Annotated in this window: 16 protein-coding genes, 1 tRNA gene and 2 pseudogenes; 5 read left to right on the forward strand and 14 right to left on the reverse strand. The window is 61.0% G+C overall.

Annotated elements, in window-relative coordinates; translation table 11 throughout:
- Positions 1 to 32 precede the first annotated feature (32 nt).
- The gene (locus AB4N42_RS05830; RefSeq protein ID WP_003177654.1) at positions 33 to 191 is read left to right on the forward strand and encodes a YqaE/Pmp3 family membrane protein; all 159 of its coding nucleotides are present in this window, start codon (positions 33 to 35) and stop codon (positions 189 to 191) included.
- 148 nt (positions 192 to 339) lie between these two features.
- Here the strand turns inward: AB4N42_RS05830 and AB4N42_RS05835 are convergent, their stop codons facing one another.
- The 13 genes and pseudogenes from AB4N42_RS05835 to AB4N42_RS05895 form a co-directional block, all read right to left on the reverse strand.
- Entirely contained in the window at positions 340 to 2166 is a 1827-nt protein-coding gene (locus AB4N42_RS05835) for an alpha/beta hydrolase family protein (RefSeq protein ID WP_460115967.1), read from the reverse strand.
- Positions 2132 to 3262, reverse strand: a complete 1131-nt coding sequence (gene pqqE / locus AB4N42_RS05840; RefSeq protein ID WP_085987043.1) for a pyrroloquinoline quinone biosynthesis protein PqqE — start codon at positions 3260 to 3262, stop codon at positions 2132 to 2134. The genes AB4N42_RS05835 and pqqE overlap by 35 nt, the downstream gene beginning before the upstream one ends.
- The gene (gene pqqD / locus AB4N42_RS05845; protein ID WP_030139251.1) at positions 3255 to 3530 is read right to left on the reverse strand and encodes a pyrroloquinoline quinone biosynthesis peptide chaperone PqqD; all 276 of its coding nucleotides are present in this window, start codon (positions 3528 to 3530) and stop codon (positions 3255 to 3257) included. Before pqqD ends, pqqE begins: the two co-directional genes overlap by 8 nt.
- Positions 3527 to 4279 carry a pyrroloquinoline-quinone synthase PqqC gene (pqqC, locus tag AB4N42_RS05850; RefSeq protein WP_460115968.1) on the reverse strand — a complete coding sequence of 251 codons (753 nt, stop codon included), beginning with the start codon at positions 4277 to 4279 and terminating at the stop codon, positions 3527 to 3529. Before pqqC ends, pqqD begins: the two co-directional genes overlap by 4 nt.
- Positions 4280 to 4290: 11 nt before the next feature.
- Positions 4291 to 5201, reverse strand: a pseudogene (gene pqqB / locus AB4N42_RS05855) (pyrroloquinoline quinone biosynthesis protein PqqB).
- A 79-nt stretch (positions 5202 to 5280) separates the two neighbouring features.
- Positions 5281 to 5355 (reverse strand): pyrroloquinoline quinone precursor peptide PqqA, encoded by a 75-nt coding sequence (pqqA, locus tag AB4N42_RS05860; protein WP_003177660.1) that lies wholly within the window; start codon positions 5353 to 5355, stop codon positions 5281 to 5283.
- Positions 5356 to 5525: 170 nt separating this feature from the next.
- Positions 5526 to 7967 carry a pyrroloquinoline quinone biosynthesis protein PqqF gene (pqqF, locus tag AB4N42_RS05865; protein ID WP_460115969.1) on the reverse strand — a complete coding sequence of 814 codons (2442 nt, stop codon included), beginning with the start codon at positions 7965 to 7967 and terminating at the stop codon, positions 5526 to 5528.
- Between the two features lie 48 nt (positions 7968 to 8015).
- The gene (locus tag AB4N42_RS05870; RefSeq protein ID WP_198797839.1) at positions 8016 to 8810 is read right to left on the reverse strand and encodes a carbon-nitrogen hydrolase family protein; all 795 of its coding nucleotides are present in this window, start codon (positions 8808 to 8810) and stop codon (positions 8016 to 8018) included.
- A 12-nt stretch (positions 8811 to 8822) separates the two neighbouring features.
- Positions 8823 to 10506, reverse strand: a pseudogene (locus AB4N42_RS05875) (flavin monoamine oxidase family protein).
- Between the two features lie 276 nt (positions 10507 to 10782).
- Positions 10783 to 11244 (reverse strand): Lrp/AsnC family transcriptional regulator, encoded by a 462-nt coding sequence (locus tag AB4N42_RS05880; RefSeq protein ID WP_018607342.1) that lies wholly within the window; start codon positions 11242 to 11244, stop codon positions 10783 to 10785.
- 35 nt (positions 11245 to 11279) lie between these two features.
- Positions 11280 to 13709, reverse strand: coding sequence for a hypothetical protein (locus AB4N42_RS05885; protein WP_460116371.1), 2430 nt, complete (start codon positions 13707 to 13709; stop codon positions 11280 to 11282).
- A gap of 102 nt (positions 13710 to 13811) precedes the next feature.
- On the reverse strand, positions 13812 to 14453 hold the full coding sequence (locus tag AB4N42_RS05890; RefSeq protein ID WP_407683026.1) for a DUF1109 domain-containing protein: 642 nt from the start codon (positions 14451 to 14453) through the stop codon (positions 13812 to 13814).
- A complete protein-coding gene (locus AB4N42_RS05895; RefSeq protein ID WP_030139243.1) occupies positions 14450 to 15022 on the reverse strand; it encodes a sigma-70 family RNA polymerase sigma factor in 573 nt (190 codons plus the stop codon). The genes AB4N42_RS05890 and AB4N42_RS05895 overlap by 4 nt, the downstream gene beginning before the upstream one ends.
- A 222-nt stretch (positions 15023 to 15244) precedes the next feature.
- Between AB4N42_RS05895 and AB4N42_RS05900 the strand changes: the two genes are divergently transcribed.
- The 4 genes from AB4N42_RS05900 to AB4N42_RS05915 are packed head-to-tail and all read left to right on the forward strand — an operon-like array spanning position 15245 to position 17651.
- Entirely contained in the window at positions 15245 to 15517 is a 273-nt protein-coding gene (locus AB4N42_RS05900) for a BufA1 family periplasmic bufferin-type metallophore (RefSeq protein WP_030139242.1), read from the forward strand.
- Between the two features lie 27 nt (positions 15518 to 15544).
- The gene (bufB, locus tag AB4N42_RS05905; RefSeq protein ID WP_258648417.1) at positions 15545 to 16399 is read left to right on the forward strand and encodes an MNIO family bufferin maturase; all 855 of its coding nucleotides are present in this window, start codon (positions 15545 to 15547) and stop codon (positions 16397 to 16399) included.
- Positions 16396 to 17151 carry an HvfC/BufC family peptide modification chaperone gene (locus tag AB4N42_RS05910; RefSeq protein ID WP_407683028.1) on the forward strand — a complete coding sequence of 252 codons (756 nt, stop codon included), beginning with the start codon at positions 16396 to 16398 and terminating at the stop codon, positions 17149 to 17151. Before bufB ends, AB4N42_RS05910 begins: the two co-directional genes overlap by 4 nt.
- A 26-nt stretch (positions 17152 to 17177) precedes the next feature.
- Positions 17178 to 17651: a DoxX family protein gene (locus AB4N42_RS05915; RefSeq protein ID WP_407683029.1), complete on the forward strand. Its 474-nt coding sequence runs from the start codon at positions 17178 to 17180 to the stop codon at positions 17649 to 17651.
- 59 nt (positions 17652 to 17710) lie between these two features.
- On the opposite strand, the gene AB4N42_RS05920 is transcribed toward AB4N42_RS05915, so the two are convergent.
- Positions 17711 to 17787: transfer RNA gene (locus AB4N42_RS05920), tRNA-Ile, on the reverse strand.
- Positions 17788 to 17797: the final 10 nt, after the last annotated feature.

The following is a 17797-nucleotide window of genomic DNA, read 5'->3' on the forward strand; positions in this document are numbered from 1 at the left end:
CAACGTGGCCATCGCTCATCAGGGAGTCATCCATGGATTTCATTCGCATCATCATCGCCATCCTGCTGCCACCGCTGGGTGTGTTCCTGCAAGTCGGTTTCGGCGGGGCTTTCTGGCTGAATATCCTGCTGACGCTGTTGGGTTATATCCCCGGCATCGTGCACGCGGTGTATATCATCGCCAAGCGTTGAAGCCCTGCGGCCAGAGGATTCCTTTATTGAGGATTCCTTTGTGGCGAGGGAGCTTGCTCCCGCTGGATTGCGCAGCGATCGCAAAAAGCTTGGGGCCGCTTCGCGACCCAGCGGGAGCAAGCTCCGTCGCCACAAAAGCTCGTCACTGCTATAAGCCAGCGTCCATCACCTTGCGATAAAACAACCACTCATGCTCCAGCGCATGCGCCTGGTTCACGGCCTTGCGAAAGCCGTGGCGCTCGTCGGCGTAGTAATGCGCCTCCACTGGAACACCTTTGTCCTGCAATGCCTTGACCATATCGCGGGTCTGTTGCGGCACGACCACGGCATCCAGCTCGCCTTGGAAAAAAATCATCGGCGCGCGGATCCTGTCTGCGTGAAGCAACGGAGTACGGGCCCGATAGCGCTCGGCATCTACGTGCGGGTCGGCGATCAGCCAGTCCAGATAGTCGCCTTCGAACTTGTGCGTGGCGCGGCCCAGGGCAACCGGATCGCTGACACCATAGAGGCTGGCTCCGCCACGGAACACATCCCGGAATGCCAAGGCGCAAAGGGTCGTATACCCACCGGCGCTGCCGCCACGAATGAAGGCGCAGCGGCCATCGACCAGGCCTTGCTCATCCAGGTACGCAACGACGGCGCAGGCATCCTCGACATCCACCACGCCCCAATTCAGATGCAATGCCTGCCGGTAGGCCCGGCCATAACCACTGCTGCCGCGGTAGTTGAGATCGGCCACGGCAAAGCCGCGCTGGGTCCAGTACTGGATGCGCGGATCAAATATCGGATAACAGGCGGAAGTCGGCCCGCCATGGATGAATACCACCAGCGGCGGTTTCGGGTTGGCGTCCATGGCCGGATAAAAGAACCCGTGGGCTTCACTTGAAGCAACGGGGTAGCGCAGGGTCTGTGGACGGCTGATCTGTTCGGCCAATAGCGGTGCAATGCCGCCAGCCAGCACGGTGGTGTCGTGGCTCTGTCGTTCGATGGCGATGACCGCCGACGGGCTGGTTGGCGAGGCGGCAATGGCATAGATGAAACGCTCATCTTGCGCCAGGCTGCGAAAGCGGCTGTAGGTCCCGGTAAAGTCTTCGGTTGCGTCACCATGGCACAAGCCCAGCCGACCAAAACCTACCTCGGTCCAGCTCGCCAGGTAAGTCTCTTCGTCGATGGGCAGCCATGTACAACCGCCCAGTTGCCAGGGTGCGGGGGCGTGGTCGGCTTCGGCGGCAGCCAATGGCCTCAGGACGCCCACGTATTCACCCCAAGGTTGCCAGTAACCGCCTCGATCGGTCAGGCAATAAAGACGATTGGAAGCATCGAAGCGCGGTTGCTGGATGGACTCCTCCGCACCGTGACCCGCCATGCAGACCGGTTCGCCCCAACCTGCATCGTTGCGCTCGGCCAGCATCAGCCGCGTGGCCGTCCAGGGCTGGTGGGGGCGACTCCACTCGATCCAGGCGAGACGCTTTTGATCAGGACTCAGGATCGGCGCGGCATAGAAATCCGCGCCTTCGGCCAATACGCATCGCTGATGATCGGTCAGCCCGATCGACACCAGACGATGCTGGTTGGCCTGTTCTTCCACCGCTAGCACGTGCCCTGCGGCGAAGTGCAGATCGCCATATCGACGTTCACCCGAGGTCAACGCCACGGGGCGCGGGTCTCCCAGCAATTGGTGATACAACTGTTGGTCGGCCTCGTTGACAAACAGCACGCCGTCATCGCTCAGGCAGAACGACCCGCCGCCATACTCATAGACCCGGCTGCGCACGCTGAAGCCATCCGGGGTCAGGCAATGCGCCTGGCCATCTCGCCAATGCCAGATCCGACAGGCTCCGTCCGCGGGGCGGTATTCATTCCAGAACAGACCTAGGGGCCCGAGTTGCAGTTCGGCAAAATCGATGCCTGCCGCGACAGCCTGGGCGGCGCTGAGCGGATCAGCCTTTAACGATGAGGCGTGAGTTTCGTTCATTGCGAAAGGCCAGTTGCTCGATGGTTTGCGTGGCGTGCTCGGCGTCTTCGCGAGCCTGGAGAATTATCCCATGGTGTTCGGATTTGCTGCACACCGGGTCGGCATTGCTGGCATCGCCCGTGAGCATGAACGCCTGGCAACGGCAGCCGCCAAAGTCCTTTTCCTTCTCATCGCACGAGCGGCAGGGCTCGGGCATCCAGTCGTAACCGCGGAAACGGTTGAAGCCGAACGAGTCGTACCAGATGTGCTGCATGCTGTGGTCGCGCACATTCGGGAACTGCACCGGCATCTGCCGGGCGCCGTGACACGGCAATGCCGTGCCGTCCGGCGTGACGGTGAGAAAAATGCTGCCCCAGCCATTCATGCAGCCTTTGGGGCGTTCTTCATAGTAGTCCGGCGTGACAAAGATCAGTTTGCACGGGTTGCCTTCGGCTTCCAGCTTGGCCCGGTATTCGTTAGTGATGCGCTCGGCCCGCACCAGCTGTTCCCGGGTCGGCAGCAGGCCGACGCGGTTGAGCTGCGCCCAGCCGTAGAACTGGCACGTGGCGAGTTCGACGAAGTCAGCTTCGAGGGCGATGCACAGCTCGATGATACGGTCGATCTTGTCGATGTTGTGCCGATGGGTCACGAAGTTCAGCACCATGGGATAGCCGTGGGCTTTCACCGCCCGGGCCATTTCGAGTTTTTGCGCGAAGGCTTTCTTCGAGCCGGCCAGCAGGTTGTTCACCTGCTCGTCGCTGGCCTGGAAACTGATCTGGATGTGGTCCAGGCCAGCCTTCTTGAAGTCGCTGATCTTCTGTTCGGTCAGGCCGATGCCTGAGGTGATCAGGTTGGTGTAGAAACCCAGCTTGCGCGCCTCGCCGATCAGCTCGGCCAGGTCCTGGCGCACCAGCGGCTCGCCGCCGGAAAAGCCCAATTGCGCGGCGCCCATTTCTCGCGCCTCGCGGAACACCTTGAACCACTGCTCCGTGCTGAGCTCCTTGCCTTGCTCGGCAAAGTCCAGCGGGTTGGAGCAGTACGGGCATTGCAGCGGGCAGCGATAGGTCAGCTCGGCCAGCAGCCACAACGGCAGGCCAACGGCGGGCTTCTCAGGCAAGGGTGATCCAGTGCTGTGCACGGGCGACCTCCATGAATTGCTCGATGTCGTCACCGAGCTCAGGCACACCGGGAAATTGTTTATCCAGCTCAGCGATGATTGCCGCCACATCGCGTTCGCCATCGATCAGGCCACCGATCAGCGCAGCGCTGTCGTTCAGCTTGATCATGCCTTCAGGATAGAGCAGCACGTGGCCTTTCTGGGCCGGTTCGTACTGGAAGCGATAGCCGGGGCGCCAGTTGGGGGTTTGGCTGCGATCGAAACTCATAGGGTAATTCCTTTATGCCAAACCCGTTGGTCGGTCACGGTGTGATAGGGCGGGCGATTCAGTTCGTAGGCCATGCTCATGGCGTCGAGCATGCTCCAGAGAATGTCCAGTTTGAACTGGAGGATTTCCAGCATGCGGTCCTGGCCAGCGCGCGTGGTGTAGTGCTGCAACGTGATCGCCAAGCCATGCTCCACGTCGCGCCGGGCCTGGCCCAGGCGGGTGCGGAAGTATTCGTAGCCGGTCGGGTCGATCCACGGGTAATGCTGGGGCCAGCTGTCGAGGCGCGACTGGTGGATCTGCGGGGCGAACAGTTCGGTCAACGAGCTGCTCGCGGCTTCCTGCCAACTGGCCCGGCGGGCGAAGTTGACGTAGGCGTCTACGGCGAAGCGCACGCCCGGCAGCACCAGTTCTTGGGAACGCAACTGGTCGGGGTCCAGGCCCACCGCTTGGCCCAGCCGCAGCCAGGCTTCGATGCCGCCATCTTCACCGGGTGCGCCGTCATGGTCGAGCAGGCGCTGAATCCACTCGCGGCGGATCTCCCGGTCCGGGCAGTTGGCCAGGATCGCGGCGTCCTTGAGTGGGATGTTCACTTGGTAATAGAAGCGGTTCGCGACCCAGCCCTGGATCTGCTCGCGCGTGGCACGGCCTTCGTACATCGCCACGTGATACGGGTGATGGATATGGTAGAAGGCGCCCTTGGCGCGCAAGGCTGCTTCAAATTCTGCGGTGGTCAATGGCGTGTCAGTCATTTCGGGCCCTCCTACAGTTCGATGCTCATGCCGTCGTAGGCGACTTCGACATTGCGTCGCACCAGCTCGGCCCGCTCGGGCGAATCCTCGTCCAGGATCGGATTGGTGTTGTTGATATGAATAAGGACCTTGCGCTGCTCTGGCAGCCGCTCCAGCACTTCAAGCATGCCGCCAGGGCCGTTCTGCGCCAGGTGGCCCATTTCCCGACCGGTACGGGTGCCGACGCCACGGCGCTGCATTTCATCGTCGTCCCACATCGTACCGTCCACCAACAGGCAATCGCTGCCGGCCATGATCTGTAGCAACGACTCGTCGACCTTGCCCAGGCCTGGGGCGTAGAACAGCTTGCCGCCGGTGCGCAGGTCTTCGACGATCAGCCCGATGTTGTCGCCCGGATGCGGGTCGAAGCGGTGCGGGGAATAGGGCGGGGCGGCGCTGCGCAGGGGCAGTGGCGTAAAGCGCAGGTTCGGGCAGGCGGCGATGGTGAAGCTCTGGTCGAGTTCAATGCGATTCCAACTCAACCCGCCGTTCCAGTGGGTCAGCATGTTGAACAGCGGGAAGCCGGTGCTCAGGTCTTCATGGACCATGTCGGTACACCAGACTTGGTGCGGGCAGCCTTCACGCAGGCTGAGCAGGCCGGTGGTGTGGTCGATCTGGCTGTCCATCAGGATGATCGCGCCAATGCCTGTGTCCCGCAGGGCCCGGCCAGGCTGCATCGGGGCGAAACCCTGGAGTTGGGCGCGGATGTCCGGTGAGGCGTTGCACAACACCCAGCTCACGCCGTCATCGGAAATCGCGATGGACGACTGGGTACGCGCCTGGGCCCGCAGGCTGCCGTTGCGAAAACCTGCGCAATTGGCGCAGTTGCAGTTCCACTGGGGAAACCGCCGCCGACGGCGGAACCTAGAATCTGGACGAACATGGCCGCTCCATCTGCAAACCGAAATAAAAAACGCCCCGGATGACCGAGGCGTGGTGTTGCTTACTACCGCCTGCAGCTATCAACGGCTGGCGAAGTACATGGTGACTTCGAAGCCGATACGCAGATCGATATATGCGGGTTTGGACCAGGACATGGGAATACTCCTTTGGTTGGGATGCTTCGGTTAGATGGTACAGGTGGAGCCTATACATATAGTCCACCTCCGCAGGGAGATGTTCAGATGCTTAGGCGGCTATGTTACTAAATCTGACAAATTCGTTCGCCGCGATTCTTTGAGAAAGCTCGTTGCACGGTCCGTAACGATCAATGCCCCGCTTGCCAAGGCATTCCCGGACACGGCGCGTTGCTCAGGCAATACCGTCCGCCATGGGCGTCGGCCAGGCGCTGGGCCGCGTCTATCAAGTGTCTGCGCGTGATAGCTGTTATGGCGTCGGGTAACTGTTGAAGGTAGTCCGATGGACGACCGGCCAGCTTGCCTTGCCAGAGCACTTCGGCGACCTGGGCAACCGGCAGCACGGTACTTTGCAGCTGGCTGCCCAGGGCTTGTCGATGGCTGGCCAGGGTCGCATCGTCAATCTGCTCGATCAGCTCCACCAAGCCGTCCAGGAACTGCTCCATGTGCTCGACCAACTGCGCCGCCGACGCCGTGGGGGATTGCGCGCCCAGCAACAAGCCGGTCCGGCCGTCGATCTGTTTCAAGCCACTGAACACCGCATAGCCCAACTGCAACTCGACCCGCAGGCGTTGGTAGTACGGGGCTTGGCACAGATGGGCAAGCAGGCGCCACGCGGCTTCATCGGCCAAATCCTGGGTGGGCGTGGGACAGAACAGCAGCACGGCCTGTTCGTCGCCTTGGGTCTGGAGCGAATGCCAGCGACGCATCGGCGCAGGCACGCTCGTTGTCGGAGCTTCCTCTCGGGCGATACCAGGGACTCGCGCCAATACGGGCCCAATGGCGGCCTGGGTGGCCGCCGACAGACCGACGGCCAAACCGTCCCAGTGGGCGTGCGCCCAGACACCCTGATCGCTGCCGGATGAGGGTTGCGAGGATGACCGTGGGTTTTGCTGGCAATGATTCGGCAATTCGCGCAACAGCTGTCGGATCGGTATCAGCGGCGCGTCGTCCCGGGCCGGGACGGGCGGCAGTGGCTGTCCCAGCTTCGTCAGCAAGTGTTCAAGGACCAACGGCATTGGTGCCTGCAAGCCGAGCAGTTTCAATAGCCATTGCTGGCCGCTGGGTTCAAAGGCAATGTCGACACCGGCCTGACGGGCGTCTTCGCGCAAATCCGTCAATTGTCGATCTAGCCTGAGTTGAAAATCGAGCGGTGCTTGTGCCGGCAGTTGCCAACGCAGGTATACCGCACCTTCAGGTGAGGTATCCGGCAATGCCTGGCTGAACTGCATGGGCGAGCGTTCCCGGCGGCCCCGGCTGCGGTCCTGGGCAAATGTGCGCAAGCCACGGTGGGCGCTGGTCTGGCCGCGGATCAAACCGGCGCGGGGTGGTTCACTGATGGTTTGCAGAAATGGGTTGGGCGCTGGCACGTGCCATTGTCCGGCGACGTTCTCCACGGGGTGCAGTTGCCTGAGGATTTCCCTGAGGCGTATCAAGTCTTTTTCCGACAGCGGACCTTCGCGTTCTTCGCAGTCCCAGCGGGCCAGTTGCAAGGCGGTCGCTGTTTCTTGCTGACGTTGCCGAAGCGAGGTGTATGCCTGGCGCAGTGACGCCCAGTCGTCCTGGGCGGTAAAAAAGCCCAGCCAGTCGCGCAGCAACGGCCGGCTATCGACGGGTGTTTCTCCGCTGTCGAGCTTGAGTTCGATATGCAGCAGCGCTTGGCCGGCAAATTCATACAACGCGGTGGCCTTGAGGCTGTCAGCCAGGCCTTGCTGGCGCAGTGTCGCGAGCAAGCCGCCAGGCTTAGGGTTGTTCAGCCAATGGCACAGGAAATCCAAGGCTCGGGGCGAGGCGGCGGGCAGGTGTTCGAAGGCGAACAGCAAATCGAGGCCGCCTTCCCGCGTCTGCTGATAACTGGCGTCGGCGGACGCCATGAGCCTCGGCGGTGCCTGCCGGAGCGCTGTTTCATGGGTGGGCACGTGCTCGCTGAATTGGATGGCCAGGGTCCGCAAGGCTTCGATGTCCTGCGGGCCAGCCAGGCTCAGGGTCATTTGGCCGCCCTGATAGAAACGCTGGTAGAAATCCCGCAGTGCCGTTTGGAATTCCTGCTGCGATACGCCAAGGCTGTCGCGATTGCCCGCATGAAATCCCCGTAGCGGATGTCTCGCCGCTAACCCTTCGTACAAGGCCATCTGTCGCTGGGCCGCTGCGTCCTGGGACCAGGCGACGAATTCAGCGTGGAGGACCTCGCGTTCGCGCATTTGATCGTTTTCGTCCAGGCGCGGATGGACGAGCATATCGGCCAGCCGGTCCAGTCCGCCGGGCAGGGCTGCCGGTGGCAACTCCAGGAAAAAGTCGGTGGTGCGTTCGCTGGTGCGCGCATTGATTTGCCCGCCGTGACCTTGCACGTAGGCCATCAGGTGCTGTCCGGTAGGAAAGCGTTCTGTCCCCAGGAAGAAAAGATGCTCGAGGAAATGCGCCAGGCCCGGCCAGGCCTCGGGCGCATCGTGGCTGCCAGCCGCCACCCGCAACACAGCGGCGCAGCGCTTGAGGCCGGGAACATGACGCAATGTCACCTGCAGGCCGTTGGCCAGGGTTTCAATGTGGGGGCGGAGGGGATCGGGGACCGGCATGAGCGCTTCCAGGATGGGGATGCGCTCATGCTAGCGGATTAGTCCGGATCAGTGTTTAGGCAAGTCGCCATAAAGCGCGGGGCGACGGTCGTGCAGGTAGTTGTAGGCCGCGCGGGAATCATCGATCAGCTGTCGATCGAGATCGCCCACGATCAATGCTTCGTCCAGGCCCGCCAACGCCGGCCGACTGCCGTCCGGTGCAGCGATGCTGCTCTGGCCGCAATACTGCAATTCGCCTTCGTGGCCGCAATAATTGGCGTAGGCGACGAAGCACTGGTTCTCGATCGCCCGTGCGCGCACGGTGACATCGGCAATGAACTCGTAGGGTTGCATGTTGGCGGTAGGCACCAGGATCAGTTCGGCGCCGGCCAGTGCCAGGCGCCGCGCGTTTTCCGGGAACTCCAGGTCATAGCAGATCAGGAAACCGAGCTTCCAGCCGTTGAGTTCCACGATCGGCAACGCCGCGTCGCCGGCGCTGAACATCGTGTGGTCCAAGTCACCGAACAGGTGGCTCTTGCGGTAGTTGGCCAGGCGTTCACCGTGGGCATCGATCAGTTGGACAGCGTTGTAGATCTGCCCGTCTTCGCTGCGTTCAGGGTAGCCATAGAGAATCGCCAGGCCGGCCGCCTTGGCGATACGGCCGATTTGCTGCGCCCATTCGCCGTTGTAGACCTCCGCCAGTACATTCACCGCATCGACCCCGATGTTGTAGCCGGTGAGGAACATCTCCGGCACCACCAGCACATCGGCGCCCCTGGCTTCCAGCGCGATCTGATGCAGGCGCTGCAGGTTGCCGGCCGGGTCCATGGGCAACGGTGGGCATTGGTAAAGGGCTACGCGCATCGACAACTCCTTTTATTCGGGCAGGGCGATCGGACCGATTTCGTCGAACACATCACCTGGACCCGGGTTCTCGGGGTGAGTTTCACCGCCGAAGTGTTTCATGATTCCCCACACGGCGTTGAGCGAGGTCTGTACCGCGCCTTCAACCCAGGCGGGTGTCCATGAGACGTCGTCGCCGAGCGATAAAGATCCCTTTTTGTTCGGCGGGCATGTCGTCCTGCATGAAATGCGCGTACATGCGCTGGTTATAGCGATAGTGGCCCGGCAAGGCGCCCTTGAATGCGCCGAGGAAGTAAGGGTCCGCTTCCCAGGACACGGTGATCGGTTCGCCAATGATCCGCGCGGCGATGTCCACCTTCGGATAAATCTTCTTCAGGGCATCGAGGGCCAGCTTCACCCGTTTTTCCACAGGATAAGGCAGCATTTTCAGCGCATCGCTCATCCACGAATATGACAGGCAGATCACGCCCGGCTTGTCGTCGCCATTGTCGAACAGGTAGGTGCCACGGGTCAGGCGGTCGGTGAGGGTCATGCTCATCAGGTCGCGGCCGGTTTCCGGGTCCTTGTCCTTCCAGAACGGCCGGTCGACCATCACGAAGGTCTTCGACGACTGCATGTAGCGGGTGCGGTCCAGGGCCATCCACAGTTTCTGCGAGAACAGCGCCTCTTCGCATTCGATCTGGGTGGTCAACAGCCACGTCTGGCAGGTGACCAGCACGGCGGCATATTCGCGCGTGTCGCCCCAGACGTCGGTGACGCTGAACCGGTCATTATCGGCCCGAGCGATGCGTTTCACGCCGGCACGAGGCGCGCCCAGGTGCAGCGAATTGAGGCTGGTGCCTGCTGGCCAGTGTGCGCAACGCTCCGGCACGTGCTTCCAGATACCGTGAGGCACCTGTTCCACACCGCCGACGACCAGGTGTTGATGATCATCACAGTTGGTCATTACCACACGGAAGATTTCCAGCATCGAGTTGGGGAAGTCCGAGTCCCAGCCGCCCGTGCCGAAGCCGACCTGGCCGAACACTTCGCGGTGCAGGAACGAGAGCTTGGCGAACGCCTTGGAGGTGGCGACGAAATCATAGAAGGTGCGGTCATCCCACAGCGGCACCAGGGTGTTCCACAGTTCCTTGAGACGTGGCACGTCGCGGTCGCGGATCGCTTGCTGGATCTCGCTGAAGCGTGAACCCGCCTCCAATGCGTCGGCCCAGGCGTCGGCGACTTCCTGGAACAGCGCGGGAAGGTCGGCCATGCTTTCTGCATAGTAAGTCTGGCCTTCCAGGTCAATGACGGTGCTGCCCGAGGCCGAAGTCAACGGGTTGGGAAAGGGTTTGGTCTCCAGGCCCAGCTTGTCGACGTAGTGATAGAACGCCGTGGACGACACCGGGAACCGCATGCCGCCGAGCTCGGCAATGATGCCTTCGGCGCCGTTGAACGCCTGGGAGCGCAGGCGCCCGCCCATTTTCGACGCTTCGTAGACCACGGGCTTGAGGCCCAGCTTCATCAACTCGTACGCCGCCACCAGGCCAGCGATGCCGGCACCGACAATCGCCACTTCGGCGCCGTGATTATGTTCCGGAATGACGCCCAGGCCGGCCGGGTGTTCGATCCAGTCGTCAAAGGCGAACGGAAAATCCGGCCCAAAAATGGTGATGGGTTTCTTGCCGTCTGCTGGGTGGCGATTGTTCTTGTTCATGGCGGACCTTGATGGGCGACTCGACGCGACGTTCGCGTCTGAGTATAGGAAAAGATGCCAGCCATTCTAGAGAGGGAGAAACACGTTAATAAGACGCAATGTGTCGTCGTTTTGCGCTGTTTTTCGTCATTTGTAGCAATCTCGCAATCGTAATGACGAATCCTGGTCCCATGTGGGAGCGAGCCTGCTCGCGAAAGCGGTGGATCAGCCATGAGAATGTTGACTGACACACCGCTATCGCGAGCAAGCCCGCTCCCACAGGTTTTTGGGTTGGCTTTAGACCGGCTGGCCCCGATCGATCTTGCTGCTGAGGATGATCGAGGTGGTGGTTTTCTCCACCCCGTCCACGCTGCCGATCTGGTCCAGCAACTGATCCAGCTGCTCCGGCGAATCCGTGCGCAACCAGGCCACGTAATCGAATTCGCCGCTGACCGCGCACAACTGCTGGACCTGGGCCATCGCGCTCAGGCGTCGCAACACGTCCTTGCCGGAGCGTGGCTGGACCTTGATGCCGACATAAGCCTGCAAACCGCCATCGATCACTCGCTGCCCAAGGCGCACGCCATATCCGGTGATGACCTTGGTTTTCTCCAATCGAGCCAGGCGCGAGGTCACGGTCGTGCGGGCGATGCCCAGTTGCCGGGCCAGCATCGCAACACTTTCCCGCGCGTTGATTTGCAGCGCCGCGATCAGTTGGCGATCGATTTCGTCGAGGACGGGAGGGCGGGTATCAGTCAAGGTCAGCTCCGGCGCATGCATCAATGGCGGGCATGTTACAGGCTCCGGCGTTCGAAGTAGCGGGTGGCAGGCAAGGCCAGCGCTCGCCAAGCCGGGGCGAGGTGCGCCTGGGAAGACCTGAGCCAAAGACCGTCCTGGCCGATCAGGGGCTCGGCCGGCAACTGCAGCAAGTCGCCCAGTGAAAACGCCTGCACCGAACCTCGGTCGTCATTGCCTTCAATTTCCCAATCGCGCTTGAAACAGCGTACCTGTAGTTGTTGCTCGTCGAAGCTTTCAAACAACGGCCGATGACCCAGCCACCGCGGGTGTATCCGCAGCGTATGGTCTTGGACATCGAGCAGCAGCAACTGCCAGCCCCGGTAGTTTCCACAGAGTTCTGTCACGTCGGTTGCCATGCAGGTCAACGCCAGATATCGGCTATTGGATGACCAGGCCATCGACGGCGCCAGGTCAACCAATGCACAGCCCGACGCCGTCAACAGGTGCCCGCCGAGGCGAGGCGTACCGGCACGCACCCAACTGTCGGCGTATTCCGTTTCGCTGCCGAATAGCCAGGCGGCATCCTGGTCATTCGGCGCGGGTTGGATGAAGTCGCCGTCGGCGGTGGCCGCTTGGGGGCGGTCCACCAGGCGCCGTGGCTCAACGATGTGGAGCTGCGAATCTTCCGGCTGTAGCTGAACGGTGTTGTAGAACAGCCGGGAGTGTTCATTGGAACGGAAGAACGAAGCGTCACCTCCGACCTGTGGCGCGACGACGTTGAAGCGCATTAATGGGCTGCTTTCCAGATCGTTATCAAGACGACCTTCGACGACCGCCAGGCTCAAGCGGCCATCGCGGAAATCGAGTATGCGCTCCACCCACAGGGCGGGCCCTTGCAGCAGGCGTCGTTCCTGCAAGTCTGCGACCACCGCGTGGGTCGCCACTGTCGTTGCGTGCTCAAAGGGCAGCAGCGCCAGGTAGCGCCCGCAATCGGAGACCCGATGATCAAGCAACCAACTTCCCGGCAAGGACCAATCGCCGATCTGGCAGCGATAACTTCCGAGTCCGTCGGGGTTGTCGCGCATCCAGGTCAGACAAGCGCGTTTGCCGTCCAGCATCGACTGTGTCTCGATGCACGAGTTTCCTCGCCGGCCGCGACTGTCCAGCGGCATGACGATGGACATCCGGGTCAGCTTGAATTCACCAACCAGCACGCGACCCTGGGCGTCGTGACCTGTCTGGGTTTCGGTATCGCTGTGGATGCTGTCCAGGCGATAGCCGTAACGGCCGGAGCTCGGTCGCGGATAGTCGAGGTACGTGCCGATGTGCACACGGTTCGCCTCGAGGCTCAGCAACTCGTGCCAGTAAAAGGAAGGCTCGGCGGCGCTTTTCACCCAGGGCGAGGGCAGGGCGCGCCAGCCATTTTCCGCTTGCCACAACCAATACTGATCGCTGTCCGCATCGTTGGCTTGCTCTCGGGCCAGACACACCAGCGCGGGTTCAGTGGCGCCCCAGACCAAAGGTGCATCGGCTGCCATGACCAGCCCCGACGGCTGCCCGTCGACGCTGATGGCATAGTGCGGGGAATACAGCGGCGCCAATGGCTGGTCCAGATCACGGAAGGTCGCGGGCAGCAATAGATCGCCCTCCAGGCGATGCTGGCCGTCGGCGCTGGGCCGCTCGAAGGTGGGCGCTACATTGTCCGGGTGCCAGCCTGGTTCAAGCCACAGGTCAGCGACGGGAACCAGGTCCGCCACCTGTGCGGTTCGCAGCAGATCCTCAAGCCGCGCTTGGCGAGCACCGTTGTCCACCAGGGGGCTATGACGGCCGATCAGTTCGTCAGGATTGAAGGAATCCAATTCCCAGAACTCGCTTTCGGCGCAGCGGTAGACCTTGCGCTGCTGGCGATCGAGGATGACCAGTCCCCATTCCTGGCGGGACGGCACGGGCGCGGCGAAATAACGACCGTCGCTGGAAAATACCGCTGAAGAGCCAAGCCCTTGCAGAAGTACGCCGTCGGGAAACAGATAGTCGCAGTAAACAGGACCGCCCATGGCGATTTCGCTGTGGTTGAACTGCCGGATCGGTTCTCCTTCAGGCGTCAACAGCGGCTCGCTGCCACCCCAGGCGCTCGGCCCTTTGGTGGTAACCGGCGCCAGCCCAAGACGTCGCTCCCATTTGCTGACGCAGGCAAGGCCGACGATGATCGCAACGATAGCCACCAGGATGCCCCACCACTCGGGCAGCGCCCGACCCAGGCTGAAGCCCAGGCCAAACACCGCTCCGACTGTCAGCCGGGCAATGCCTCGGCCCATCGGCTGAAAGCCCAGCCGCGCGGCCAGCCCCATCAGCAAACCGAGCAATACCACCGCCAGCAAGGCCAGCGGCGGCGGCAGGATGGTGACGAAGAAGGCTGGCACCACCAGGATGCCGAGTTGCCAGAAGAGTTCGAGGAACAGTCGGGACAGGCTGGGGCTGGTGATGATGGAGGTCTCGGTGGGATGGGGTTTCTTGTCGTAGGTGAACCGACACTAAGTAGAGGCGCGTGGCGTCGCAGTCGTAGGGCCCTGGAAAAACCGAAGGGCCTGCTACCAGCGCAGCCAGCGTCGCCCGAGCAGCGCGCCCAGTATCGTCGGCACCAACATGCCCAACAAGTACCAGACTGCCCAAAATGGGACCTGCATTTCGGGACAATGAAGAGAATAGGCAATCGTCGCCATTGAGCCTGCCAGCAGTCCGCCGCAGGCTCCTGTAAGCGTCAGGTTCGTGGGAGCGAGGCCGCGCAGAGCCCAGAACACCGCGATGAATCCCGGAATCGACAGCAGGGTTATATTGAGCGCGCACACCCGCCAGGTATCGCCCAGAATGACGGCGACGCGATCATCAGGTGCGGTCACCATGAGGACATAGATCGCGCCAACCCACACCGCAGTGACAGCTGCGACGATGAGGATTTTACCGGGTCCCGAGGCCACTCCAGGCCTGGCCAGCCTCATGACCATGCCCAGCGTGCCGATCATCAGGCAGAGCGGAAACGCGATCTTGGCCCAGAAAATCGGTGTCGCCATGACCTGGCCCAAGTCTGGGCGCACGCCTTTCAGTGCGACCACTAGAAAAAGGGCGCCCAGGAGGCCGGCCAGCACCGCGATACTGAATCGCTTGGCGGGCGCCCGTCGATCGACCGGGGTCACGCCCGAGGCGAGCAGGGAAATCAAATCATCAGTCTTCATCGTGCACCTCTCACTCTCGACGCCAGGGCTTTCAGCCCTCGGTGTATCCCTATCTTCACCGCAGACTCGGATAACCCCGTCGTTTGAGCGGCTTCCGTCACAGACAGCCCTTCCAGTTTCACGCGTACGATAGGTAGACGCTGGCGTTCAGGTAGTTGCTCAAGCAACTTGCCCAGGTCGCGACTGGCCTGCGCAGGTTCAAGATGCGGCTCGGCAAACAGCTCTGCCGCATCGTCGAGGGAGTCATTGAACACGTCATGGCGTGATCTCCCACGGAAAAAGTCGATGAGCTTGTAACGCGCAATGGCAAAGACCCATGCCGTCAACGGTTGATCTGCTTGATACGTCTGGCGCGCATTATGAACGGCCAGTAAAACCTCTTGCAGCAGATCTTCGATGTCTCCGGGGCGCTGTTGAAGCCTTGAGCGTAAAAAGCCGCGAAGATGACCGCTTAGCTCCGATAGAAACGTGCGATAAGCCCTTTCGTCTCCATCCAGGCCGGAGAGAAACAAGGCCTGAAGATGGAGCTCTCGGCTGCGCAAAGCATCGTTATCCGTAGTTCGTTCCATCGTTCGCTCTGGTTACACGAAAGGGAAAATTATCTCGTTGCTGCTAATGCCGGCAGCGAATCTTACATGCGGCTTCCCGGCGTGAGGCATTTTTTGCTGGCCCCAAAAATATTTTGTGGTCGCTGTAACCGAATCCGGAACGGCATCGAACTACTTGGTGGATCGCAAACACAATGCCCAAGCATTGATGCAGCGACCAACCCATTTTCTGGAGAGCACATCATGAACAACCTCAAACTTGCCGCCCTCGCCGTTGCCTTCTCTTCGTTCGCCGCCGGTGCCATCGCCGCAGAAACGCCTGCCGCAGCAGGCGCCATGGAAAAATGCTACGGCGTTTCCATGGCCGGCAAGAACGATTGCAAAGCGGGGGCAGGCACGACCTGTGCGGGCACCGCCAAAATGGACTATCAGGCCAATGCCTGGAAAAACGTGCCTGCCGGTACGTGCACCTCCATCAAGACGCCAAAAGGCATGGGCTCTCTTACGCCTATGTAATCGCAGTGCCAAGGGGGTTCACCGATCATGAAAAACGTATTCCAGATGGGGGCCGGACTCGGCCTGAAACCGAACCATTACTCCGATGCGCTTGACTGCGCTGCCGAGGGACTCTGGTTCGAAGTTCATCCGGAAAACTACATGGTTGAAGGTGGCCCCCGTCTCGCGTGGCTGGAGGCAATCGGGAGCCAGCACCCGCTGTCGCTGCACGGTGTTTCACTTTCACTGGCTGCCGATTGCCCACCGGACGAAAGCCATCTGAAGCGTTTCAAGGCACTGGTCGACCGTGTACAGCCTGCATTGATTTCCGAACATCTGGCCTGGTCCGCATGGCGTGGCCAATATCATCCTGATCTGTTGCCATTCCCTCGTACAGTCGAGGCATTGCAGCGCATCGCAAGCAATATCCAACGAACACAAGACGCCCTGGGACGTTCGATTGCCATTGAAAACCCCACTCATTATCTGAGTTTGCCGGGGCATGAATTCAGCGAAATAGAGTTCCTGACCGAACTGAGTACAAGGACTGGCTGCGGGTTGTTGCTGGACATCAATAACGTCCATATCAGCGCGCATAACCTGGGCTTCGATGCGTCGAAGTATCTGGATGCCTTTCCGGCCAAGGCGATCATGGAAATACATTTGGCAGGTCACGCAGTGGATCCGGGGGACACGCAACTACTGATCGATACTCACGATGCGCCCATCGCTGATGATGTCTGGTTGTTGTATCAACGCGTTATCGACCGGATCGGCAGGCGCCCGACCTTGATCGAGCGCGACGACAATATTCCCGGGTTCGATGTCTTGCTGGCTGAACGAGACAGGGCGCAGGGGTTGTTGAGCATCGGCAGCCGGCGTATATCGGAAGTGACGATATGAACACCTCGCTGGCAAGTTTCCAGGATGCGTTCGTCGACGCGTTATATGAGCGACATTCGACTGGAATGACCGCGCTGATCGAACAGCCCGGTTTCATGGTGTACCGCAATACTGTTCTCAAAGGATCGGTGGACGCATTACTGGCGAACTTTCCCACCGTCGAACGCTTGGTCGGTACAGAGTGGCTCAAGGCTGCCGCGACGCTTCATGCCCGGCAGGCGCCCCCGACCGATTCCCGGTTGTTGCATTACGGGGCTGGATTCCCGGATTTTCTCGACGCTTTCGAGCACGCGCGGGAAATGCCTTATCTGGGCGACGTCGCCCGCCTTGATCTGCTCTGGACGCACGTCCATTGCGCCGAAGATGAACCCGACGTCGATCCGAGCGAACTGGCGAAGCTGCCCCCACAGGACTTGGCCCGCAGCCGACTCACACCGAAGGCCGCTTGCCGGTGGGCGTGGTTCCCGGACAACCCCGCCTACACCCTTTGGCGGTTCAATCGTGAAGGGCGGGACATGCCCGATGAACTCGATTGGCGAGGCGAAGGAGCGCTGCTGACGCGCAAGCAAGGCAAGGTTCTTTGGCAGGCCGCCAGTGCTGCCGATTGCAGGTTCCTGGATGCCTGCGCAGCCCATCTACCGCTCGAACAGGCCGCGGAAAAGGCCCTTGAGGTTCAGCCTGACCTGGATTTTTCAGAACTCATTACCCGCTTATTCAGCGCCGACGCGTTCGCCTCTGTAAGCATCCCATAACCGCAACTTAGCCAGCGGAGCAGATCATGGACGCCATAAGAAATCCTTCGTCCACAGCCGACAAATCCTTGCGGGGCATGTGGAACAGCATCGCAGACCGACTTGGCGCGATGCTGGGTGACTCGTTGTTGGTGCTGGTTGCGCGGCTATCCATCGCAGCCATCTTCCTGATGTCAGGGCGTACCAAGGTCAGTGGTTTTCTGACGATCACGCCCAGCACCTACGAGCTGTTTCGCACAGAATACGCACTGCCGCTGGTCACACCGGAACTGGCCGCGCACCTGGCAACCTACAGTGAGCATCTTTTTCCAGTGCTGCTTGTGCTAGGCCTGTTCTCGCGACTGTCGGCATTGGCATTGCTGGGCATGACGTTTGTAATCGAGGTGTTTGTCTACCCTGACGCCTGGGCAACCCACCTTTCCTGGGCAGGCTTGCAATTGCTCATCGTCGCCCGCGGCGGCGGTGCGATCTCGCTGGATCGATCACTTGGCATCAAGTGATTCATTAAATCCTTGTACCCTGGAAACGACGAAAGCCGCGCAATGCGCGGCTTTCAATTTGGTGGGCCCACACGGACTCGAACCGTGGACCAAAGGATTATGAGTCCTCTGCTCTAACCAACTGAGCTATGGGCCCTCAGTAGGCC

The organism is Pseudomonas sp. H2_D02 (genome assembly GCF_054677635.1).